This is a genomic window from Amycolatopsis sp. NPDC048633 (assembly GCF_040650695.1).
Taxonomy (GTDB): Bacteria; Actinomycetota; Actinomycetes; order Mycobacteriales; family Pseudonocardiaceae; genus Amycolatopsis.
Genome location: NZ_JBEZHS010000017.1, coordinates 22,254 through 45,232 on the forward strand (window position 1 = coordinate 22,254; position 22,979 = coordinate 45,232).

19 protein-coding genes are annotated in these 22,979 nt (G+C 70.5%); 5 read left to right on the forward strand and 14 right to left on the reverse strand.

The genetic code is table 11. The features are described 5' to 3' along the window. The first annotated feature begins 19 nt into the window (after positions 1-19). Positions 20-919: an ROK family protein gene (locus tag AB0C38_RS27435; protein WP_360678695.1), complete on the forward strand. Its 900-nt coding sequence runs from the start codon at positions 20-22 to the stop codon at positions 917-919. Between the two features lie 197 nt (positions 920-1,116). On the opposite strand, the gene AB0C38_RS27440 is transcribed toward AB0C38_RS27435, so the two are convergent. Together AB0C38_RS27440 and AB0C38_RS27445 are read right to left on the reverse strand one after the other, a co-directional pair. After that, positions 1,117-2,514 (reverse strand): Dyp-type peroxidase, encoded by a 1,398-nt coding sequence (locus AB0C38_RS27440; protein WP_360678390.1) that lies wholly within the window; start codon positions 2,512-2,514, stop codon positions 1,117-1,119. Between the two features lie 169 nt (positions 2,515-2,683). Beyond that, the gene (locus AB0C38_RS27445; protein WP_360678392.1) at positions 2,684-3,256 is read right to left on the reverse strand and encodes a helix-turn-helix domain-containing protein; all 573 of its coding nucleotides are present in this window, start codon (positions 3,254-3,256) and stop codon (positions 2,684-2,686) included. Positions 3,257-3,337: 81 nt separating this feature from the next. Here AB0C38_RS27445 and AB0C38_RS27450 point away from each other — a divergent pair, with 81 nt between their 5' ends. Further along, positions 3,338-4,210, forward strand: a complete 873-nt coding sequence (locus AB0C38_RS27450; RefSeq protein ID WP_360678394.1) for an SDR family oxidoreductase — start codon at positions 3,338-3,340, stop codon at positions 4,208-4,210. A gap of 57 nt (positions 4,211-4,267) precedes the next feature. Here AB0C38_RS27450 and AB0C38_RS27455 read toward each other — a convergent pair whose 3' ends face one another. From AB0C38_RS27455 to AB0C38_RS27465, 3 genes are read right to left on the reverse strand one after another with little or no spacing between them, the layout of a single operon-like run. Continuing rightward, positions 4,268-5,719, reverse strand: coding sequence for a glutamate synthase subunit beta (locus AB0C38_RS27455; protein WP_360678396.1), 1,452 nt, complete (start codon positions 5,717-5,719; stop codon positions 4,268-4,270). Continuing rightward, a complete protein-coding gene (gene gltB / locus AB0C38_RS27460) occupies positions 5,712-10,283 on the reverse strand; it encodes a glutamate synthase large subunit (RefSeq protein WP_360678398.1) in 4,572 nt (1,523 codons plus the stop codon). Before gltB ends, AB0C38_RS27455 begins: the two co-directional genes overlap by 8 nt. 37 nt (positions 10,284-10,320) lie before the next feature. Beyond that, complete coding sequence (locus AB0C38_RS27465) at positions 10,321-10,488, reverse strand: hypothetical protein (RefSeq protein ID WP_360678400.1); 168 nt, start codon at positions 10,486-10,488, stop codon at positions 10,321-10,323. Between the two features lie 348 nt (positions 10,489-10,836). On the opposite strand from AB0C38_RS27465, the gene AB0C38_RS27470 reads away from it, so the two are divergent. Further along, positions 10,837-11,466: a YigZ family protein gene (locus AB0C38_RS27470; RefSeq protein WP_360678402.1), complete on the forward strand. Its 630-nt coding sequence runs from the start codon at positions 10,837-10,839 to the stop codon at positions 11,464-11,466. A 385-nt stretch (positions 11,467-11,851) separates the two neighbouring features. Continuing rightward, entirely contained in the window at positions 11,852-14,563 is a 2,712-nt protein-coding gene (locus AB0C38_RS27475) for a GH92 family glycosyl hydrolase (RefSeq protein WP_360678404.1), read from the forward strand. Positions 14,564-14,591: 28 nt separating this feature from the next. Here AB0C38_RS27475 and AB0C38_RS27480 read toward each other — a convergent pair whose 3' ends face one another. The 3 genes from AB0C38_RS27480 to AB0C38_RS27490 form a co-directional block, all read right to left on the reverse strand. Then, complete coding sequence (locus AB0C38_RS27480) at positions 14,592-15,158, reverse strand: GNAT family N-acetyltransferase (RefSeq protein ID WP_360678406.1); 567 nt, start codon at positions 15,156-15,158, stop codon at positions 14,592-14,594. Positions 15,159-15,198: 40 nt separating this feature from the next. After that, positions 15,199-15,456, reverse strand: a complete 258-nt coding sequence (locus tag AB0C38_RS27485; RefSeq protein WP_360678408.1) for a hypothetical protein — start codon at positions 15,454-15,456, stop codon at positions 15,199-15,201. Between the two features lie 94 nt (positions 15,457-15,550). Then, a complete protein-coding gene (locus AB0C38_RS27490; RefSeq protein WP_360678410.1) occupies positions 15,551-16,054 on the reverse strand; it encodes an Lrp/AsnC family transcriptional regulator in 504 nt (167 codons plus the stop codon). 77 nt (positions 16,055-16,131) lie between these two features. On the opposite strand from AB0C38_RS27490, the gene AB0C38_RS27495 reads away from it, so the two are divergent. Then, on the forward strand, positions 16,132-17,199 hold the full coding sequence (locus AB0C38_RS27495) for a Glu/Leu/Phe/Val dehydrogenase dimerization domain-containing protein (protein ID WP_360678413.1): 1,068 nt from the start codon (positions 16,132-16,134) through the stop codon (positions 17,197-17,199). On the opposite strand, the gene AB0C38_RS27500 is transcribed toward AB0C38_RS27495, so the two are convergent. The 6 genes from AB0C38_RS27500 to AB0C38_RS27525 all read right to left on the reverse strand — a co-directional run bounded on the left by AB0C38_RS27500 (position 17,141) and on the right by AB0C38_RS27525 (position 22,977). Continuing rightward, on the reverse strand, positions 17,141-18,391 hold the full coding sequence (locus tag AB0C38_RS27500; protein WP_360678415.1) for an ABC transporter substrate-binding protein: 1,251 nt from the start codon (positions 18,389-18,391) through the stop codon (positions 17,141-17,143). The genes AB0C38_RS27495 and AB0C38_RS27500 overlap by 59 nt on opposite strands. Continuing rightward, positions 18,388-19,554: a branched-chain amino acid ABC transporter permease gene (locus AB0C38_RS27505; RefSeq protein ID WP_360678417.1), complete on the reverse strand. Its 1,167-nt coding sequence runs from the start codon at positions 19,552-19,554 to the stop codon at positions 18,388-18,390. Before AB0C38_RS27505 ends, AB0C38_RS27500 begins: the two co-directional genes overlap by 4 nt. Further along, positions 19,547-20,425, reverse strand: coding sequence for a branched-chain amino acid ABC transporter permease (locus AB0C38_RS27510; protein ID WP_360678419.1), 879 nt, complete (start codon positions 20,423-20,425; stop codon positions 19,547-19,549). Before AB0C38_RS27510 ends, AB0C38_RS27505 begins: the two co-directional genes overlap by 8 nt. Then, positions 20,422-21,237, reverse strand: a complete 816-nt coding sequence (locus AB0C38_RS27515; RefSeq protein WP_360678421.1) for an ABC transporter ATP-binding protein — start codon at positions 21,235-21,237, stop codon at positions 20,422-20,424. Before AB0C38_RS27515 ends, AB0C38_RS27510 begins: the two co-directional genes overlap by 4 nt. Further along, the gene (locus AB0C38_RS27520) at positions 21,234-22,043 is read right to left on the reverse strand and encodes an ABC transporter ATP-binding protein (RefSeq protein WP_360678423.1); all 810 of its coding nucleotides are present in this window, start codon (positions 22,041-22,043) and stop codon (positions 21,234-21,236) included. The genes AB0C38_RS27515 and AB0C38_RS27520 overlap by 4 nt, the downstream gene beginning before the upstream one ends. A 118-nt stretch (positions 22,044-22,161) precedes the next feature. Continuing rightward, positions 22,162-22,977, reverse strand: a complete 816-nt coding sequence (locus AB0C38_RS27525) for a PHP domain-containing protein (RefSeq protein ID WP_360678425.1) — start codon at positions 22,975-22,977, stop codon at positions 22,162-22,164. Positions 22,978-22,979 lie beyond the last annotated feature (2 nt).

The window sequence follows — 22,979 nt, forward strand, 5'->3', positions numbered from 1 at the left end:
CAATGCCGCGGTGACTCGAATGGTGGCGGCCCTCGATGTGGGCGGGACGACGATCAAGGCGGCACTGCTGGACGAGCAGCTCCGGCCCCAGGCGACGCTGCGCGCGGAGACGGCGCGCAGCGCGGACGGCACGGCGCTGGCCGCGCAGGTCGCGGACATCGTGGCCGCGTTGTCTTCGCAGGCCGGCACGGACCTGCCGGCCGCGGTCGGCGTGGTCGTGCCCGGGATCGTGGACGAGGAGACCCGCGTCTGCCACTTCTCGGCGAACCTCGACTGGCGCGAGGTCCCCTTCGGCGAGCTGCTGGAGGGACGGCTCGGGCTGCCGGTGGCGTTCGGGCACGACGTCACCGCGGGCGGCATCGCCGAGTTCCGGGTGGGCGCGGGGCAGGGCGCGACGAACGCGGCGTTCATCCCGGTCGGCACCGGGATCGCGGCCGCGCTCCTGCTCGACGGCCGGATCCACCGCGCGCACGGGCAGGCGGGCGAGGTCGGGCACATCGACGTCGGCCACCCGGGCAAGTGCGGCTGCGGCGCGATCGGCTGCCTGGAGGCGATCTCCTCGGCGGCGGCGATCGCCCGCCGCTACACCGAGCGCACGGGCCGCGCGGCCGACGGCGCGCGTGAGGTGGTCGAGTTGGCCCGCCACGGAGACGAGGTGGCGGTGGCGGTGGTCCAGGACGCGCTCGACGGCCTGGGGCACGGGATCCGGACGTTGCTGACCCTGCTGGGCCCGGAGGTGATCATCCTGGGCGGCGGCCTGTTCACGGCGGCGGACTACGTGCTGGAGCCGGTCCGGGAGTGGCTGGCTTCGCACCTGACGTTCCAGCGGATGCCGGAGCTGCGGATCGCGAAGCTCGGCGACGAAGCCGGACGGCTGGGGGCGGGGTTGCTGGCCTTGGACCGGCTGGCGGAGCTTTGAGCCACGGGCGGGTGGCGCCGGTAGTCCGGACGTCATGAAAGACCCTTTCACCGCGTCGGACGAGGTGAAAGGGTCTTTCATGACGTCTCAGCCGCGCATCCACGCCCCTTGAACCGAACCCCCGAGCACCGCCAGACCTCGAGGCCGCCCCGACTCTGTCAAGCCCCCTTCGCCGCCTTCCCGGCCGTCAACGGCAGTCAGAGCGTCCGCAGGAAAGCCAGTGACGGCATGAAGAAGTACTCACCGCCCCGCAAGGTCACCGACTGCGGCACCGGGTCGGCCGTGCGCTGCGCCGACCCGCCCCACTCGACGGTGTAGTCCGACGTCCCGCGGTCGCCCTGTCCGATCACCGGGTCCAGGCCCGGCGTGACGCCGTCCACGATCGGGAAGCCCGGGTTGTCCGCCCAGATCGCCTGCGTGAACTCGAACTGGTTGCCCAGCACCGAGTTGAACGCCATGAACAGCAGCCCGACCCCGCCGCTCGGCCGCGCCGCGGGCGGTACGTCGGCGTTCGGCTCGTCCGGCCGTTCGCCGTAGGTGACACCGCGGCGCGCCATCAGGTGCAGGCGCTCGCCGGGCGGCTCCTCGGCGCCGCCGGACCCGCGCGGGTTCGTCTTGCGGATGTGCGCCTGGAACGGGCACTTCAGCGCCGCGCGGTCGCTGTCGTAGGTGAAGTTGTTCGAGACCGGGCTTTCCGCGCCGTCTTCGCGCTGGGTGGTCAGCGGCGTGCCGTCCTCGAACCGGCCGATGATCATCGCGCCCGCGCGCTCCCGGTCGTCGCCGGTCAGGCCGAGCGTATCGGCCAGGTCGGCTTCGGCCTGCTTGAACCGCCGCACGTTCTGTTCCAGCTTGCGGAAGACGAAGTAACTGCCGAAGTGCACGGCCGGATCCGGAGCCGCGGTGTCCGGCACCAGCACCTGGGACAGCGGCGCCGCCGGGTTCCACACGTTGATGCCGTCGGTGTTGTTCTTCTCCGCGTCGACGTCCTCGGTGAGGAACAGCGGCTGGCTCCGGCCGTCGACGTACCCGAAGTGCTCGATGCCCTCGCCGCGCGCGTTTACGCGGCCGAGGCCGGTCTCCTCCGCGAGAACGGTGACGGAGTCCGGCAGCAGGTCGAGGATTTCGTTGCGCCGCGCGGTCATCGCCTTGTCCGTGGCATCGCCGACGAGCACGACGGCGTGGATTTCCCCGTGGTAGCCCGGATCGAACGTCGAGCGCGGCGGGTCGTTCAGTTTCCGCCGCGTCGCCGGCGTCGCCATCCCGCGCAGGAATGCTTCGTCCTGCGGGAAGTTCTCGACCCCGAGGGCGCGGTAGCCGGCGGCGGTGAGCCCGGCGCCGACGTACGGGGTGCCCGCGCCGCCGCCGTCCTTGAACGCGCCGACCTCGTCGAGGTGGGCCTTGGCGGACTTCATCTTCCCGGTGAGCGAGACCAGGAACGTCCGCGCCTCCGCGGCGTCGCCGAACCCCAGGAACAGTGCGGAAAGATGGTCGCGGACGTGGGCCTTGAGGATGTTCGGCTGCAGTTCGCCGAGCATCGCCGCGGCGTCCCCGCTCGCCGTGGTCCAGGACAATGTGGTGGACAGATCGACACTCATTTTCGGGCTCCCCTCCCGTAAGGGGACAACCGCCGGACGGCGGTGCACGGCCGGCCGAAGTTCCCCCCTCGCCGGCCGTGCCCCCTGAACCCAGATTGCCGGGAGCGGGCCGCGCGTGCCATCGATTCTTGCGATTCACACGAAAGATTAAGTTGAGCGCCGAATTTCCTCAGCCGAGCTTGGCCGTCGCTTCGACGAGTTCGGACAGGGCTTCGCGGGCCACTTCGCCGAAGCTTCGTTCGTTCGCCGGATCCACCCAGCGCGCGAAGCCCGTCGTGAACGCCAGGCCGCCGATCTCGGCGGCCAGGCTCGCCGCCGGGTCCGGGATTCCGCGTTCGCGCAACGTTTCGGCCATCGCGGCCGTGAGCTTCGCGTGCTTGAGCAGCGACCGCTCTCGCAGGTCGCTGTGGTCCGCGACCACCTGCCGGATCGTCCGCGCCTGCTCACGGCGGTCCGGGCCGAAGGCCGGTTCGGTGGCCGTCAGCGCGGCCGCGACCGCTTCGATCGGCGTCGCCCCGGCGGGGGCGGCCGCGATCCCTTCGGCGAACAGGCGGCTCAGGATGTCCTGGCCCGCGAAGAGCACTTCGCGCTTGTCGGCGAAGTGCCGGAAGAACGTCCGCTTCGTCAGCCCGGCCCGTTCGGTGATCTCCGCGACCGTGACGTCGTCGTACCCCCGCTCGGCGAACGACTCCACCGCGGCGCGCACCAGCCGCTCGCGTGCGTTCGGTTCCCAACGGCTCATGGGCCCAGCTTAAGCGATGACACCCGGTGCCGTCACACGTGCTACAGTGATGGCACCAGGTGTCATCACAGGGAGGTTCTCATGCGTGTCTTCGTCACCGGGGCGAACGGCTGGATCGGCTCGGCCCTCGTGCCCGAGCTGCTCGAGGCCGGCCACCAGGTCATCGGGCTCGCCCGGTCGGACGCCTCCGCGGCGACCGTCGAAAAGCTGGGCGCGGAGGTGCTCCGCGGCGACCTGGACGACCTCGAAACGCTCGCGAAAGGCGCCACGAACGCCGACGGCGTCGTCCACCTCGCCTTCGGGCACGACTTCGACCGGATGGACGCCGCGATCCGGACCGACGCGGCCGCCGTCGACGCCATGACGGCCGTGCTCGAGGGCAAGCCGTTCATCGCCGCTTCGGGGACGCCGTTCATAGCCGGGCGGGCGGCGACGGAGCAGGACGAAGCCGTCTTCGGGGGCCCGGTGGCCGGCCGGGCGGACATCGCCCGCGCCGTCCTGAAGAGCACGGAACGCGGCGTTCACGCGTCCCTCGTGCGGCTACCGCGGTCGGTGCACGGCGAAGGCGACGCCCACGGGCTCATCACGCGCCTCATAGACGCGGGACGGCAGAAGGGCATCGCGGCCTACGTCGGCGACGGAACAGCGCGCTGGCCGGCGGTGCACGTCCTCGACGCGGCGCACCTGTTCCGCCTGGCACTGGAGCACGCTCCCGCGGGCTCGGTGCTGCACGCGGTCGGCGACGAGGGAGTGGCCATCAAGGACGTCGCGGAGGTGGCCGGCCGCCGGCTCGGTCTCCCGGTCACGTCGGTGGAGGCCGACGAGCTCGGCTTCCTCGGCGCGCTCCTGGCGATCGACCAACCGGCGTCCAGCACGGAGACCCAGGAGCTGCTCGGCTGGCAGCCGAAGCACCCAGGTCTGCTGGACGACCTCGAAAAGGGTTACTACGGCTGAAAGTGGGACAGCGGCGGCGGAGGTGGCGACAGTGACACCTCCGCCGGCGCCGGGCTCTTACGCGATCGGCCGGTCCGTCGGCGCGATCGGCCGGGGCAGGACCGCACGCCCGGTCAGGTAGGCGTCCACGCCCGCCGCGGCGCTGCGGCCCTCCGCGATCGCCCAGACGATCAAGGACTGGCCGCGGCCCATGTCACCGGCGACGAACACGTTGTCGAGGCTCGTCTTGAACGCCTTGTCGCGTGCCACGTTGCCGCGCGGGTCAAGCTCGACGCCGAGGTCTTCGAGCAGGCCCTGCTTCTGCGGCCCGAGGAAACCCATCGCCAGCAGGACGAGCTGCGCCGGCAGCTCCGTTTCGGACCCGGGAACGGGGACGAACTTGCCGCCCTCGTTGCGCACCTCGACCAGCTTCAGCGCCCGCACGCGCCCGTCGGCGTCGCCGGCGAACTCCTGCGTGTTCACCGCGTACAGCCGCTCGCCGCCCTCTTCGTGCGCCGAGGACACCCGGTAGATCATCGGGTACGTCGGCCACGGGTGGGCGTCCGAACGGGCCTCCGGCGGCTTGGGCATGATCTCCAGCTGCGTCACCGAGCGCGCGCCCTGGCGGTGCGACGTCCCGACGCAGTCCGCGCCCGTGTCGCCGCCGCCGATCACGACGACGTCCAAGCCCTCGGCCGAATACGGCGAGGAAGGAAGGTCACCGGAAGCGACCCGGTTGGCCGGCGGCAGGAACTCCATCGCCTGGTGGATGCCGGCCAGCTCCCGGCCGGGGATCGGCAGGTCGCGCCAGTCGGTCGCGCCACCGGCCAACACCACGGCGTCATAGGACGACTGCAGCTCGGCGGCGGTGACGTCGACGCCGACGTTCACCGAGGTGCGGAACTCCGTGCCCTCGGCCTCCATCTGCGCCAGGCGCCGGTCGAGCCGGTGCTTCTCCATCTTGAACTCGGGGATGCCGTAGCGCAGCAGCCCGCCGATCTTGTCGGCCCGCTCGAGGACCACGACGCTGTGGCCCGCGCGCGTGAGCTGTTGCGCCGCGGCGAGTCCCGACGGGCCGGACCCGACGACCGCGACCTTCTTGCCGGTCTTCGCGGTGGGCGGCTGCGGCGTCACCCAGCCCTCTTCGAAGGCGCGGTCGACGATGGAGATCTCGACGCGCTTGATCGTCACCGGGTCGTCGTTGATCCCGAGCACGCACGCGGTTTCGCACGGCGCCGGGCACAGGGTGCCGGTGAACTCCGGGAAGTTGTTGGTCGCGTGCAGCCGTTCGATGGCTTGCTGCCAGTCTTCCCGCCACACCAGGGTGTTCCACTCCGGGATGAGGTTCCCGAGCGGGCAGCCCTGGTGGCAGAACGGGATGCCGCAGTCCATGCAGCGCCCGGCCTGCTTTTCCAGCTTCGTCGACGCGAAGTCCTCGTAGACCTCTCGCCAGTCCATCAGCCGCAGGTCGACCGGGCGGCGCTTCGGCTCTTCGCGGGTGGTGGTCAGAAAGCCCTTGGGGTCAGCCATGTGCGGCCTCCATGATTGCCTCGTTCACGTCACGCCCGTCCCGCTCCGCCTGCACCTGGGCGGCGAGCACGCGCTTGTAGTCCTTCGGCATGACCTTCCCGAAGCGGTCGACACCCGCGTCCCAGTCGGCCAGCAGCTCCCGCGCGACGGCGGATTCAGTCTCGTCGTAGTGCTTTTCCAGCGTCTCGCGCAGGAAGTCCGCGTCCTCGGAGTCGAGCGGGTCGAGGTCGACCATCTCCGGGTTGACACGGTGCGCGGGCAGGTCCAGCACGTAGGCGATGCCGCCGGACATGCCGGCCGCGAAGTTGCGCCCGATCGGGCCGAGCACGACCATCCGGCCGCCGGTCATGTACTCGCCGCCGTGGTCGCCGACGCCTTCGACGACGGCCAGCGCGCCCGAGTTGCGCACGCAGAACCGCTCGCCGACCTTGCCGCGGATGAAGATCTCGCCGCTGGTGGCACCGTAGGCGATCACGTTGCCGGCGATGATGTGGTCCTCGGCGGCGATCCGCGCCTCCTTCGGCGGGCGCACGATCAGCCGGCCGCCGGAGAGGCCCTTGCCGACGTAGTCGTTGCCGTCGCCGTAGAGCCGCAGCGTGATGCCCTTCGGCAGGAACGCGCCGAACGACTGGCCCGCGGTCCCGGTGAAGGTGACGTCGATGGTGTCGTCGGGCAGGCCTTCGCCGCCCCACCGCCGGGTCAGCTCCGAGCCGAGCATGGTGCCGACGGTCCGGTTCACGTTGCGGACGGGGAGCTCCAGCCGCACCTTGTCGCCCGAGTTGAGGGCGCCTTCGGCGAGCTGGATCAGTGTGTTGTCGAGCGCCTTTTCGAGCCCGTGGTCCTGCAGCGTCTGCTGCAGGCGCAGCCCGGCCGGGGCCAGCTCGGGCACGTGGAAGATCGGCGACAGGTCCAGCCCGGCCGCCTTCCAGTGCTCGACGGCCTTGCGCTTGTCGAGGAACTCGGCGTGCCCGACGGCCTCGGCGATCGACCGGAAGCCCAGCTCCGCCAGGTACTCGCGCACTTCCTGGGCGATGAACTCGAAGAAGTTGACGACGTACTCGGCCTTGCCGCTGAACTTCTCGCGCAGCTTCGGGTTCTGCGTCGCGACGCCCACCGGGCACGTGTCGAGGTGGCAGACGCGCATCATGATGCAGCCGGACACCACCAGCGGCGCGGTCGCGAAACCGAACTCCTCGGCGCCGAGCAGCGCCGCGACGATGACGTCCCGGCCGGTCTTGAGCTGGCCGTCGGTCTGCACCACGATCCGGTCGCGCAGCCGGTTGGCCAGCAGCGTCTGCTGCGTCTCGGCCAGGCCGAGCTCCCACGGGCCGCCGGCGTGCTTGATGGACGACAGCGGCGACGCGCCCGTGCCGCCGTCGTGGCCCGAGATGAGCACGACGTCGGCGTGCGCCTTGGAGACGCCCGCCGCGACCGTGCCGACGCCGACCTCGGACACCAGCTTCACGTGGATGCGGGCCTTCGGGTTGGCGTTCTTCAGGTCGTGGATCAGCTGGGCGAGGTCCTCGATCGAGTAGATGTCGTGGTGCGGCGGCGGCGAGATGAGGCCGACGCCCGGCGTCGAGAACCGCGTCTTCGCGATCCACGGGTACACCTTCGCGCCGGGCAGCTGGCCGCCTTCGCCGGGCTTCGCGCCCTGCGCCATCTTGATCTGGATGTCGTCGGCGTTGACGAGGTACTCGCTCGTGACGCCGAACCGGCCGGACGCGACCTGCTTCACGGCGCTTCGCCGCTCCGGGTCGTACAGGCGCTCCGCGTCTTCGCCGCCCTCGCCGGTGTTCGACTTCCCGCCGAGGCGGTTCATCGCGATGGCCAGGGTCTGGTGCATCTCCATCGAGATCGAGCCGTAGGAGATTGCGCCGGTGGCGAACCGCTTGACGATCTCCGAGACCGGCTCGACCTCCTCGATCGGCACCGGCGCGCGCTTGCCGTACTTGAAGTCGAACAGCCCGCGCAGCGTCAGCAGCTTCTCGGCCTGGTCGTCGACGGACTTCGTGTACTCCTTGAAGACCTCGTACTTCCCGGACCGCGTGGAGTGCTGCAGCTTGAACACCGTCTGCGGGTTGAACAGGTGCGGCTCGCCCTCGCGACGCCACTGGTAGTCCGCGCCCGTCTCCAGCTCGCGGTGGGTGGCGCGGACGCCGTCGGCCGGGAACGCGTACTCGTGCCGCTTCGCGACCTCGTCGGCGAGCGTCTCGAAGCCGACCCCGCCGAGCCGGGACGTCGTGCCGGTGAAGCAGTTGTCGATGACCTCGTCGCCGAGCCCGATCGCCTCGAAGATCTGCGCGCCGGTGTAGGACGCGACGGTCGAGACGCCCATCTTGGACATCGTCTTGCGGACGCCCTTGCCCAGCGCCTTGATGAGGTTGTACGTCGCCTGTTTCGGTGTCACGCCCGGGATCAGGCCCTGGTGGGCCATCTCCTCGACGGTCGCCATCGCCAGGTACGGGTTCACGGCGGCGACGCCGTAGCCGATGAGCAGGGCGATGTGGTGCACCTCGCGCGCGTCGCCGGCCTCGACGATGAGGCCGACCTGCGTGCGCGTCTTCTCGCGGACGAGGTGGTGGTGCACCGCGCCGGTGAGCAGCAGCGAGGGGATCGGCGCGTGGTGTTCGTCGACGCCGCGGTCGGACAGCACGATCAGCCGTGCGCCGTCCTCGATCGCCTCCGACACCTCGGCGCGGATCTCGTCGAGGCGCTGGACCAGCGCTTCGCCGCCGCCGTGGACGTTGTAGCGGCCGAGCACGGTGACGGCCTGGAACTCCGGCAGGTCGCCGTCGTCGTTGACGTGCACCAGCTTGGCGAGCTGGTCGTTGTCGAGCACCGGGAACGGCAGCGCGATCCGGCGGCAGGACGCGGCGTTGCCCACGAGCAGGTTCGGCTCGGCGCCGATCTGGGTGCCGAGCGCGGTCACCAGCTCCTCGCGGATGGCGTCCAGCGGCGGGTTCGTCACCTGGGCGAACAGCTGGATGAAGTAGTCGAAGATCAGCCGTGGCCGGCTGGACAGCGTCGCGATGGGCGAGTCGTTGCCCATCGAGCCGATGGGCTCCGCGCCGGTGCGGGCCATCGGCTCGAGGATGGCTTCGAGCTCTTCCTCGGTGTAGCCGAACGCCTGCTGGCGGCGGACGAGCGCGGCGTGCAGCGGCACCTCGCGGTCGCGCTCGGGCAGGTCTTCGAGGTTGAGCAGGCCGGCCTCGACCCACTCGTCGTACGGGTGCGCGGTGGCCAGCCCGGTCTTGACCTCGTCGTCCTCGACGATCCGGCCCTCGGCGGTGTCCACGAGGAACATCCGGCCGGGCTCGAGACGTCCCTTGCGGACGATCGTCGCCGGGTCGATGTCGAGCACGCCGACCTCGGAGGCGAGCACGACGAGGCCGTCGTCGGTCACCCAGTAGCGGCCGGGGCGCAGGCCGTTGCGGTCGAGCACCGCGCCGATCTGGCTGCCGTCGGTGAAGGCGACGAGCGCCGGGCCGTCCCACGGCTCCATCAGCGTCGAGTGGAACTCGTAGAAGGCGCGTCGCGCCGGGTCCATTTCCTGGTGATTCTCCCAGGCTTCCGGGATCATCATGAGAACCGCGTGCGGCAGCGATCGGCCGCTCAGGTGGAGCAGCTCCAGGACTTCGTCGAACGACGCCGAGTCGCTGGCGCCGCGGGTGATCACCGGGTAGATCCGCTTGAGGTCGCCCGGGACCAGGTCGGTTTCGAGGAGGGCTTCGCGGGCGTCCATCCAGTTGCGGTTGCCGCGCAAGGTGTTGATCTCGCCGTTGTGCGCGACGTACCGGTACGGGTGCGCGAGCGGCCACGACGGGAAGGTGTTGGTGGAGAACCGGGAGTGCACGAGCCCGATGGCGCTGGTGACGCGCTCGTCGGTCAGGTCGTCGAAGAACCGCTCGACCTGGGGCTCGGTGAGCATTCCTTTGTAGACGATCGTGCGCGAGGAGAGGCTCGGGAAGTAGACGTCGTCTTCGACGAGCTCGTGCTCCGCGCGCTTGCGGACGCAGAACGCGCTGCGTTCGATCGAAAGGGGGTCCGAGTGCTCCGGCTTCGGGCGGCGCGCGGCGAGGAACAGCTGCGTGAAGTGCGGCATGGTCTCGGCGGCGGTCGGCCCGCAGTGCTCGGTGTGCACGGGCAGCTCGCGCCAGCCGAGGACGCGCATGTCCTCTTCGGCCGCGATGCGCTCGATGGTCGTCATCGCCCGGCCCCGGCGCTTTTCGTCCTGGGGCAGGAAAGCGGTGCCGACGGCGTAGGTGCCCGGCTCGGGGAGCGCGAAGTCCACGACCTCGCGGTAGAACTCGTCCGGGATCTGGATCAGCAGCCCGGCGCCGTCGCCGGTGTCCGGTTCGGCGCCCCGCGCCCCGCGATGTTCCAGGTTGCGCAACGCGACCAGGGCCTTCGCGACGATCGAATGATCTCGGCGGCCGGTCAGGTCGGCGACGAAGGCGACACCGCAGGCGTCGTGTTCGTAGTCGCTCCGGTAGAGGCCCTCGGCCTCGGCGTTGCTGAGCTGCTGCCCCGCGGGGGGCAGGGAACGGGCACGGTGGGTCACGGCTGGCCGCCTCCCAAGGCGTTGGCGCGACCGGTACTCACTCCATCGTGTGGTTCGAGCTGAACCGGTTAACGAAGTGGTCCGGTACCGCGATGGTCAGTCGAGAACAGTTGCTGTTGTCGGCGTGGGTGTCGTCGGCGTTGAAGTGCAAGATGCCGCGAAGCGTCGGCCGGGCGTCGATGCTCGGGAACCGGACGCGGGTCATCTGGGAGGCCGCACAACGCTGGGCAGCCGAACATGTCGGTCCTGCTTGCGCGCACAGGCAGACCACTGTGGTGGGGGTCGGCTCGAGCGCGCGGTGTTACTCCCGGGTTCGCCGGGTCTTATGACGATAGTGTGAATTCGCTGTTATCGACATACGTCGTTGTCCCCGGGTGGGAAATGCCACGCATACGTTGACGGCTCCCAGGGTAGTCCCATATGCCGGGCTGGAGCTCCCGAAGAGCGGTCTATGGTCGCTCTGACCAGGGGAAATGTCTGTCCCAAGTGGTCTGGGGCACGTGCCGCGGCGCCGTGGCGGGGTGGGATGCTGAGTGCATGGCGGACTCGTCCGATGACTGATCGTTATCTCTCCGTGGCTCGTGCGGGGGTCCACGAGATCGAGATCAAGCGGTCCCGGTTCCTTTGTGCGCTCGCTCCGGTGACGTCGGAAGAGGCCGCGCGCGAGTTCATCGCGGCCCGCAAGCGCGCCGATCCGGGGGCGCGGCACCACTGCCACGCGTTCGTTTTGGGCCCTGATGGGCGGACCCGGCGGTCCAGTGACGACGGTGAGCCGGCCGGCACCGCGGGCACGCCGATGCTGGAGGTGCTCCGCCGTCGCGAGCTGACCGACACGGTCGCGGTGGTGACGCGCTACTTCGGGGGAGTGCTCCTCGGGGCGGGCGGACTGATCCGCGCGTACGGTCAGTCCGTTTCGGACACGCTGGAAGTGGTTGGTGTACTAGAACACCGGCGTCTCAGGCTCGTGGAGGTGGCGGTGAGTTACGACCGCGCGGGCCGGCTGGAGAACGACCTGCGCGCGTCGCCGTACTTGGTACACGCGACCCGCTTCGACGAGTCGGCCCGCTTCGAGATCGGCTTGGCGCCGGAGGAGGGTCCGGAGTTCGAAGGTTGGCTGGCGAACCTGACGAACGGCGAAGCGGCGACGACCGAACTCGGCGACCACTGGGTCACGGCCCCGTGATCCGGACCGGAACTCGCGTGACCGAACCCGTGACTCGCGTGATCGGGGCCGGAACTCGCGAGTTCCGGCCTCAATCACGCGAGATCCGGCTCTGCTCACGCGAGTCACGTGCCCAGGCACGGGTGGTCCACCGGGGCTGAGTGGTCCGGTCGCGGAATCGCTTGGCGCACAACGGACTTTTGGTGCTATCGCAACCACGTCCTTCCGTGGCACCATGTCCTGCCACCGGGTTCCGGTGCCCCTTCGATCCCCGCGACGTCGTCAGTGCGGTCCGCACCAAGCTGACAACGTTGTCACCATTTGCTGTGCCTGCCTCACTTCACCACCCGTATCGCCCGACAACGTTGTCGCCCGGCGGAAGCGTGCGACAAGGAGGGAAGGTTTCATGTCCGGACCACTGAAAAGACGGCTACGCGGGGCAGTGCTCGCCGCGGTTCTCGTGGGGGCGGGCCTCGCCGCGCTGCCCGCTTCACCCGCCGGCGCCGCGACGTTAGCCCTTACGCAGTACGTGAATCCCTTCATCGGCACGGACAACAGCAACTCCCCGAACCCGGTGCCCGGCGGCGCCGGCGGCAGCACGTACCCCGGTGCGGCCGTGCCGTTCGGGATGACGCAGTTCAGCCCGGACACCCCGACCGGGTCGCCGTCCGGCTACCGCTACAGCGACACCAGCATCGAAGAGTTCAGCCTCACGCACTTCAACGGCGCGGGCTGCCCCAACAACGAGGACCTCGGCCTGCTGCCGATCACCGGCGCCATCGGCACGTCGCCCGGCACCGGCTGGACCGGGTACGCGGGCCGCTACACCAAGGCGAACGAGTCGGCCGCTCCCGGCTACTACAAGAACAAGCTCGACAACTACAACACGACCGTCGAGCTGTCGGCCACGAAGCGGTCCGGCTTCATGAAGCTGACCTACCCGAACACGACGACCGCGCGCCTGCTGGTCAACCCCAGCCGCAGCGCGACCGGCACCCGCAACGGCACGTTCGCCGTCAGCGGCAGCCAGATCACCGGCACGGCGACCGGCGGTGGCTTCTGCGGTTCGTCGAAGACCTACCAGATCTTCTACGTGATCCAGTTCGACCGTGCGCCCAGCGGGTCCGGCACCTGGCTCGGCGGCACGGTGAGCGCCGGCTCGGCGAGCACCAGCGGCACGAACTCCGGCGGCTACGTCACCTTCGACACCTCGAGCAACACGACGGTGCAGGCGAAGGTCGGCATCTCGTTCGTCAGCCAGGCCAACGCCCAGGCGAACCTCGCCGCCGAGACCTCCGGTTTCGACTTCGCCGGGATCCGCGCCGCGGCCGACACGAGCTGGAACACCATCCTCAACCGCGTCCAGGTGACCGGGGGCGCCGCCGCGGACCTGCAGAAGTTCTACACGGCGCTGTACCACGTGTTCCAGAACCCGAACATCGCCAGCGACACGAACGGCCAGTACCGCGGGTTCGACCAGGCGATCCACACCGCGACGCACACGGTGTACCAGAACTACTCCGGCTGGGACATCTACCGGTCCTGGGCCGCGCTGATCGGGCTGGTCGCACCGACGGAAGCGAGCGACATCGCGAAGTCGATGGTGCTGGACGGCCAGCAGGGCGGGCTGCTGCCCAAGTGGTCGCACAACAACAACGAGCACTTCGTGATGACCGGTGACCCCGGGCCGATCGTCGTCGGCAGCATGTACGCCTTCGGTGTCCGCGGCTTCGACACCGCGGCCGCGCTGACGCTGATGGACAAGAGCTCCAACGGCGGCACCGCGCAGGGCGGGTCGATCCGCGGGCGCCAGTCCGGGTACGTCAGCCGGCACTACGTCACCGAGGATCCGTCGGACTCGCTCGAGTACTCGGCGTCGGACTTCGCGGTGGCGCAGTTCGCGAAGGCCGTCGGTGACACCACGAAGTACAACACCTACATGCAGCGTGCCCAGTGGTGGCAGAACGTGTACGGCCCCGACTCCGGCTACATCCAGCCACGGGGCAGCACCGGCACATGGGCCTGGCCGGTCGTGCCGTCGAGCAACAGCGGCTACACCGAGGGCAACCCGTCGCAGTACACGTGGATGGTGCCCTACAACTACCAGGGCCTGATCAACCTGATGGGGGGCAACAAGACCGCCGTCCAGCGGCTGGACCACCACTTCACCCAGCTCAACGGCGGCCTGACCCAGCCGTACTTCTACATCGGCAACGAGCCCGAGCACGGCGTGCCGTGGGCGTACAACTACGCCGCCCACCCGCAGGGCACCAGCTCGGCGGTGCGGCGCGTGATGAACGAGTCGTTCACCACCGGCGCGGGCGGCGAGCCCGGCAACGACGACCTCGGCGCGACGTCGGCGTGGTACGTCTTCGCCGCGCTGGGGATGTACCCGGCGACGCCGGGCGCGGACGTCCTCGCCCTGCACGGCCCGCTGTTCCCGTCGGTCTCGATCATCCGCCCGAGCGGCACGATCCAGATCACCGGCTCCGGGGCGGGCCAGGGTGCGCAGTACGTGCAGAACCTCAGCGTCAACGGGACTTCGACGACCAAGTCGTGGATCCGCTACGGCGACATCGCGGGCGCGTCGACGCTGAACTACACGATGGGCTCGTCGCCGAGCGCGTGGGGCACGAACGCGGCGGACGTCCCGCCGTCGTACAACGACGGGTTCACCCCGCCGGCCACCGCGCCGGACCTCGGCACGAACCTGGCGCAGGGCAAAGCGGCGACGGGCTCGGCGGCGTGCGCCTCGTCCGAGGGCGCGGCGAACGCGGTCGACGGCAGCCTGATGAACAACAGCAAGTTCTGCAGCACCGCCGCCACGAAGTTCCTCCAGGTGGACCTCGGGTCGGCGCAGAACGTGTCCTCGTTCGTCGTCAAGCACGCCGGCCTCGGCGGTGAGACCACGGGCTGGAACACCGGCGCGTTCACGATCCAGACGTCGACCGACGGCTCGACGTGGACGACGGTCGCTTCCGTGACCGGTTCCCGGGCCAGCCGCACGTATCACCCGATCACCACCCGGTCGGCCCGGTACGTGAAGCTGAACCTCACCACCCCGGCCAACGACGGCAACGGCGCGGCGCGGATCTACGAGTTCGAGGTCTACCGCTGAGCGGAGGGGCTCGTGAGCGCCGTGGCGTTCACGAGCCCCTGGCCGCCAGCCATTCCTCGCGCGTGATGGCGTACTCGACCTCGCCGTGTTCGGAGCCCGGAGCGGGGTCGTGGAAGTCTTCGAAGAACGTGCGGACGAGCGTCATCCCCAGTTTTTCCAGCACGCGGCGCGAGCGCAGGTTCACCGCCATGGTGCCCGCCGTCACGCGCCGGGCCCCCAGCTCGGTGAAGCCCTTCGCGAGCAGTGCCGCGGACCCCTCGGTGCCGTAGCCCTTGCCCCAGGCCCGCTGGTGCAGCCGGTACCCCAGTTCCGGCTCGTCCGGCGGGTCTTCCGGCTTCGGCCGGAAATGGAACCAGCCCAGGAAATCGCCGGTGCTCTTCTCGATCGCCGCCCAGAACCCGTAACCGGGGAAACGCTCGTAGTAACCGAGGAACGCGGGGAGATCGAGCGTGACGATCTCGGTGCGGTCCGCCGGCCGGCCCCCATTGAGGTACTTCATCACGGCCGGGTCGTCGTAGAGCTCGAAGAGCGAGTCGGCGTCGTTCTCGGTGAACCGGCGGAAGATCAGCCGCTCGGTTTCGAGGAATACCTGCATCAGGTAATGCTGTCAGTGACCCCAGTGTGTGGCAATGCGATTACGCGGCGACGGCGAAGACCTCGCCCAGCGCCAGTGAGCCGGCCTCGGTCAGCACGGCGGGCACGCGCGTGCCGCACTTGCCGGGGAGGGCGGGTGCGATCAGGCCGAGCCGCGCGAGCCGGTGCACGGTGGACTGGTCGCAGCAGCTCAGGCCGTCGATGAACAGGTCGGGCTCGCAGCTGCAGCTGATCTCGGCGTGGCCCCCGGCCACGGCTCTCAATGTGGCCCGCTCACGGTGGTTCAGTTCCGTTGTCATGGCGGTGCCTCCTTCCCTTCGGGACTCATTAGACCGCCCATCACCGACATTTTCCGCCTTTGAGCGTGCGAACCGGGGGATTGAGGGGAAACACTTAGGGGTGGCGTGTCGTGTCCGGTCGGGTGATACCCGGATACCCTCCGCCGAGTGGCTCAATCGTGGTCTTGCGCAGGTGCCGGAAAACGATCGACGTGCGGAAGCCGACGATCTCCCGCCGCAACGCGAGCCGGTCGGCCAGGAACGCGTGCAGCGCGTCGATGTCGGGTGTGGTCACTTCGATCAGAAAATCGTCACTCCCCGCGGTCACGTACACCGAAAGCACTTCCGGCAGCTCCGCGATGGACCGCTGGAACTCGTCGATGACCGCCCGGCTCAGCGGCCGCACCTGCGCCGCGACCAGGGCCCGGACGCCGCGGTTGAGGCTCGCCAGGTCGATGTCGGCGTGGTAGCCGCGGATGACGCCCCGCTCCCGCAGCAACCGGATGCGTTCGAGGCAGGTCGAGGGCGCGATGCCGACCTTCCGGGCGATCTCCCGGTTGGTCTGCCGGGCGTCTTCCTGCAAATGCCGGACGATCGCCGAATCAAGTTCGTCGAGCACCGCGACCTCCCGGTCATTACCGAATTTCGTTCGGCGACATGTCGACACCGCCGACGATCACTCTAACTTCCTTTTTCATGACCGCACATGAGCACCTCGTCGCCCGCCGTGGCCGTCGTTCCGGCGTCACCACGATGGTCGCGATCCATTCGACCGCCCTCGGCCCGGCTGTCGGCGGCTGCCGCCTGAAGTCCTACGCCGGCCTCACCCAGGCCGTCGACGACGTCCTGCGCCTGTCGGCCGCGATGACGGCGAAGTGCGCCGTCGCGGGGCTCGCGTTCGGCGGCGGCAAGAGCGTCATCGCGCTGGAGCCCGGCCGCGTCCTCTCGCCGGGAGAGCGCCGGGATGTCCTCCTCGACCACGCCGACCTGGTCGCCGAGTTCGGCGGCGGCTACCTGGCCGGCCCGGACGTCGGCACCGGCCCGGCCGACATGCTGGTGCTGCGCGAGGTCTCGGCGTTCGCGTTCTGCACGCCCGAGGCCGCGGGCGGCACCGGCTCCTCCAGCGGCCCGACGGCCGTCGGCGTGCTGGCCGCGCTGCGGGCCGCCGCCACCGCCGTGTTCGGCAGCGCGGACCTGGCCGGCCGGCGAGTGGTCGTCAGCGGCTACGGCTCGGTCGGCGCCCACCTGGCCGCGAGCCTCCGGCAGGCCGGTGCCGACGTCGTCGTCTCCGACATCGACCCGGCGAAGCGCGCCGAAGCCGAGCGGCTCGGGCTGAGCTGGGCCGAGCCGGAGAAGGCGCTCACCCTCACCGCCGACGTCGTCATCCCGGCCGCGGTCGGCGGGGTCCTGAGCCCGGAGACGCCGCTGGACACCCCGCTGGTCGTCGGCCCGGCCAACAACCAGCTCACCGAGGACGCCGTCGCCGACGACCTCGCCGCCCGCGGCGTCCTGTGGGTCCCGGACTACGTCGCGAGCGCGGGCGGGATCCTCTACACGCTCTCGCGTGAAGCGGAGGGCCTGGACCACGACGCCGCGCTCGCCCGGGTCGAGACGATCGGACGGACCGTCGAGGACCTCCTGAAGGCCGCGAAGGCCAACGCGACCACCCCGCTCGCGGAGGCGGCCGCGCTGGCCGAGCGCCGGCTCACTTCTGGTGCGGTGCCACGTACTCCTTGGCCTCGGGTGCCTCGAACAGCGGCTTGACGTACCGGACGCCGCCCTCGGCGGAGGCGTCCGGGGTCGCCGCGTACACCTGGCGCGTCGCCGGCGTCCCCGGCTTTGAGAAGTCGAGCGCCGCGACCAGGTCTTCGGTGCTCGCCGACGTCGTCTGCTTCAGCGCCGCGGCGATGCCGTCGCGGGTGAGGTCCTTGTTGTCGCACGCCTTCTTCAGCACCGCGCCCCACACCTCGCCGACCGCGTAGCCGTAGGGGACCCCGCCGTTCGGTGTCTCCTTGTAGGCGGCCTTGTACTTCTTCGCGACGTCCTTGGCCTTCGGCAGGTCGGCCGAGAACGGCACGCTGCTGGCCACGATCGTGAGCTTGTCCAGCGCGTTCGCCGCCGGGCTCTTCAGCAGCACCGGGTCGAACGTCGGGTTGTTGCCCAGCACCGGCACGTTCAGCCCGAGCGCTTTGTTCGCCGCGAGCGCGGACCCGGTCTGGGCGGGCGTGGTGGTCAGCGCGATCAGCTTCACCCCGGCGCCCTTGAGGCCGGTGACGACGTTGGTGAGGTCGCTGTCGGTCGAGGTGATCTTCACTTCCTTGACCGTCAGGTTGTGCTTCTTCGCGTAGAACTGCGAGCCGCGCAGGCCGTTCTTGCCGTACTCGCCGTCGATGTAGACGTGCCCGATCGTGTCGCCGTCCTTGAGCTGCCCCTGCTCCTGCAGGTACGCCAGGCCGTCGATGATCTCCACGTCGTAGGTGGTGCCGACGATCATCACGTACGGGTTGTCCAGCAGCTCGGACGACCACGACGCGGGCGCGGCGACGGCCTTGTCGGTCGCCAGGTTCTGCTTCAGCGCGGCCACCACCGGCGAGCCGAGCAGCTGCACGAAGCCGAGCACCTTCGGCTCGATCTGGGGGTACAGCGTCTTCGCGGTGTCGGCCTTGTAGCCGTGGTCGACCTGCTCGAGCTTCACCTGGCGGCCGCAGACACCGCCGGCGGCGTTGAGGTCCTTGGCCCACAGCTCGTTGCCCTGCGTGACACCGAGGCCGAGGTTCTTGAACACCCCGGACTTGTCGGTCATCACCCCGAGCGTCACCTCGGTGGCGGTCACCCCCTTGCCGGTCTTGACGCCCGAGCTGTCCGGGCCCGACGAGCCCGCGTCGCCCGCTTTCGTGCTGCACGCGGAGAGGACGAGGACGGCCGCCAGCGCCGCCGCCAGGTGTGGTCGTTTCATTTTTCCTCCGGGGTTGGACGGCGGATGCGTTTCCGGGTGAGCCGGCGGCCGATCGCGGCGAGCCCGCCGGGCTCGAACAGCACGACGAGGATGATCGCGGCGCCGTAGACGAACGAGCTGACCAGGATCGGGGTCAGCGCGCCGTCCCCGGTGCCGGAGAACCAGCCCAGGTCGGCGGAGTACAACGCGAGCACCTGCGGCAGGCCGTTGACGATCAGCGCGCCGACCAGCGCGCCGGGGACCGAGCCGAGCCCGCCGATGATGACCATCGCGAGGTAGGCGATGGACACGTTGATGCCGTAGGTGCCGAACTCGCTCTCGTCCGGCTTGAGGATGTCGAACCACAGCACGGTCATCGCGCCGGCGAGACCGCCGTAGGCCGACGAGACGGCGAACGCGCCCGCCTTGGCGCGCAGCACGCTGACGCCCAGCACCGCGGCCGCGGCTTCGTTGTCGCGGACCGCGCGCCACGACCGGCCGACCCGGCTGTGGACGGCGCCGCGCGCGATCACGAACGCCAGCACGGTGAGCAGCAGGAACAGGTACCACGTGCGCTCGGCCTGCCGGATCGGGACGCCGAGCAGGGCGATCTCGGGGCCGTCGTTGGTGAAGGGGAAGCCGAACAGCGAGAACGGCGCCGGCGCGCGTCCGGTGGACGTCCCGCCGGTGAGCTCCTCGGCCGACTGTCCGAAGTAGAGGCCGAGGAACACCAATGCCAGCGAGGCGACGCCGAGGTAGATCCCGCGCAGCCGCCCGGCCACCGGGGCGAAGGCCAGGCCCAGCAGCGCCGAGACGGCCACCGCGCCGAGCAGCGACAGGCCGGGGTCCAGGCCGAAGCCGATGACGCGGTCGTCGCCGGCGGGCCCGGAGAGCACGGTGTACGCCGTGGCGCCGGCGAGCAGGAAGAACGCGTGCGCCAGGGAAAGCTGCCCGGCCTGCCCGACCACCAGCGTCAGTCCGATCGCGCCGACCCCGCCGATCATCATGTACTGCCCGGCCTTCAGCCAGGCGGCGTCGAGGTAGAGGGGCAGGGCGAGCAGGACGACCAGCAGCGCGAGCCACGCGACCGTGCGCACCAGCTTCGCCACGTCGCGCCGCGGCTTCACCGGCGGCTCGCCGGTCGCGGGCGGGCTGTCCACTTCGGACACGGCACTGTCAGACACGTGTGCGCTCCCTCGTGCCGAACAGCCCCGAGGGCCGCACCACCAGGACCACCAGCATCACGAGGAACACCGCGCTCTTCGAGAAGTCGAACGAGACGTACTGCGCGGAGAGCGCTTCCACGAGCCCGACGACGAGGCCGCCGACCACCGCGCCCGCCGTCGAGTCGAGGCCGCCGAGGATCGCCGCGGGGAACGCGGCCAGCGCGATCGAGTGCGTCCCGCGGGAAAGCCCGGCGCCGGAGAAGTCCTGCGTCGCGATGAACAGCACCGCCACCCCGGCCAGCAGCCCGGCGACCAGCCACGCGGTCGCGGTGACCCGTGAGCTCCGGATGCCCATCAGCGCGGCGGCTTCGCGGTTCTCCGCCTGCGCCCGCATCGCGACACCCCAGTTCGAGTACTTGAAGGCCAGCCAGAACGCCGTGATCAGGATCGCGGCGACGACGAGGGCGACCAGGTGCGTGCGGAACAGCGTGATCCCGCCGACCTGGAACGGCTGCGCGTCCCAGGCCCCGCCGAGGAAGGGCAGCGTGACCCCGAGGCGGCGGACGATCTCCTCGGTGACGATCACGTCGACGCCGATGGTGAGCAGGGCCAGGCTGTTCGCGTCGGCGTGCCGGGAGCGCGACAGCAGCAGCCGCTCCACGAGCAGGCCGAGCAGCCCGGCGGAGACGATGCCGACCAGCGACGCGCCGACCCAGCCGAGCGCGTCCCGCGTCACCACGACGAGGTAGCCGCCGAAGAGCACGAGCGAGCCGTGCGCGAAGTTGACCACCTCGGTGGCCTTGAAGATGATCACGAACCCCAGCGCGAGCAGCGCGAACACCGCGCCCTTGCCGAGGCCGTTCACCGTGAGCTGCAGGAATGTGTTCACGCCGCCTCCGTGCCCAGGTAGGCCTTGATGACGTCCGGGTCGGCCTGAACCTGCGCCGGGGTGCCGTCGGCGATGCGGCGGCCGAAGTCGAGCACGGTGACCCGGTCGGCGATGCCCATCACCAGGCCCATGTCGTGCTCGACGAGCAGGATCGAGATGCCCAGCTCGGCGCGGATCCCGCTGATCGTGCCGGCCAGCTCCGCGGTCTCCGCCGCGTTCATCCCGGCCGCGGGCTCGTCGAGCAGGAGCAGCACCGGCTCGACGGCGAGCGCGCGGGCGAGGTCGACGCGCTTGACGACGCCGTAGGGCAGCGCGCCGACCGGGGCGTCGACGACCGCCCCGAGGCCGAGGAACGCGCAGATCTCCCGGGCCCGGGCGGCGTGCCGGCGTTCGGCGCGGACCGTCCACGGCAGCCGCAGCCCGGTTTCGAGGAACCCGCCGCGGGTCAGCGCGTGCCGGCCGAGCATGACGTTGTCGAGCACGGTCGAGCCGGGGGACAGCGCGGCGTTCTGGAACGACCGGCCGACGCCGAGCCCGGCGAGCTTGTGCGGCGCGAGCCCGGTGAGGTCGGTTTCGCCCAGCCACACCTGGCCGTCGTCGGCCCGGTACAGGCCGCTGATCACGTTGAAGCAGCTGGACTTCCCGGCGCCGTTCGGCCCGATCAGCGCGTGCAGCGAACCGGGGGCGACGGTGAACGAGACGCAGTCCAGCGCGCGGATCCCGCCGAACCGCAGGGAAACGCCCTCGACGCGCAGCTCTTCGGGGGCCCGAGGCGAAGCCTCGGTTGTCACAGGCAGCTCCGGTGGCGTCATCCGGCCCACCTCGACAGCGTCCGGCCGGCCAGGCGCTCGCGCGCGGTCTCCGCCTCGGCGTCGGCGGTCTCCTGCGACTCGGCGTGCCCGCCGAGGTAGAGCCGCTGGACGTCCTGGCTGGCGGCGAGCTCGGCCGCCGTCCCGGCGAGGGCGACCCGGCCCACCTCCAGCACGACGGCGTGCTCGGCGACGCCGAGCGCCATCACAGCGTTCTGCTCGACCAGCACCACGGCGGTGCCCTGCTCGTGGATCTCGCGGATGGTCCGGGCGATCTGCTCGACGATCTTCGGCGCCAGCCCCAGCGACGGCTCGTCGAGCAGCAGCAGCCGCGGCGCGGACATCAGCGCCCGGCCGATGGCCAGCATCTGCTGCTCACCGCCGGACAGCAGGCCGGCGCGCTGCTTGGCGCGTTCGCCGAGGACGGGGAAGAGCTCGTCGACCCGCTTGCGGGCGGCGGTGCGGTCGCCCGCGGTGCGCGCCCCGATGCCGCCGGCCCGCAGGTTCTCCTCGACGGTCATCCGCGCGAAGATCTGCCGCCCTTCCGGCACGCCGACGACACCGAGACCGACGATCCGCGCGGGGTCGAGCTTGCCGAGCGCGTGGCCGTCGTAGCGGATCTCGCCGTCTTCGATCGAGCCCCGGTGCATGCGCAGGGTGCCGGAGACCGCTCTGAGCAGGGTGGACTTCCCGGCGCCGTTGCTGCCGAGCACGGCGAGGACGCCGTCGGCGGAGACGTCGAGGTCGACACCGTGCAGAGCGGCCGTCGACCGGCCGTACCGCACCCTCAGACCACGCACGGTCAACACGGACTCACTCCAGGGCGCAAGAGGTCTCCTCCACTCGTGTGACGTGAGTCACCGTCGGTGGCGGTCATCCTGGAGTCGGCGGAGGTGAACCGATACCCCCACGTGGAGAGGTAAGCGGCTACGAAACGGACACGGCGGCCTCGCGCAGCGCCGCGAACACCTCGGGGGACGTCGTGAACTCGCCGAGGCGGACCGGCTTGCGGTCGCCGTGGAAGTCGCTGGACCCCGTCGCGAGCAACCCCAGGCCCGCGGCCACCTGACGCAGCCGCGCCCGGACTTCCGGTGGCTGCTCCGGGTGATCGGCCTCGACCCCCGCGAGACCGGCCGAAGCGAGCCCGGCCAGCTGCGCGTCCGACACCTCCGCGCGGCGCTTGACCGACCGCGGGTGGGCCAGCACCGCGACCCCGCCGGCCGCGCGGACCAGCCCGATCGCGTCCACAGTGGACAAGACGTGCTTGGGCACGTCCGCCCGGCCGCCGTCGGCGATCCAGTCGGACGTGAAGGCGTCGGTGACGCCCACCGCGGCCAGCGCCGCGGCGATGTGCGGACGGCCGAGCGGCGCACCCGCGGCGATCGTCTCGACCTGCTCCAGGGTGATCGGCGCGCCCAGCTCCCGGCAGCGCTCGACCATCCGCGCCGCACGACCGAAACGGTCGGTGCGGATCAGCTCCAGCTCGGCGGCCAGCGGCGCGTGCCCGGGATCGACGAAGTAGCCGAGCAGGTGCACCTCCGCGTCGTCGAGCCGGCACGAGATCTCGACGCCGGGGACGATCTCGATGTCGGCGGCCGCGGTCGCCGCCGCCAGGCCCGCGAAGGTGTCGTGGTCGGTGAGGGCGAGCACCGTCAGCCCGGCCTCGGCGGCCAGCCGTGGCAGCGCGGCGGGCGGCGTCGTCCCGTCGGAGGCCGTGCTGTGCGTGTGCAGGTCGATCGTCACTC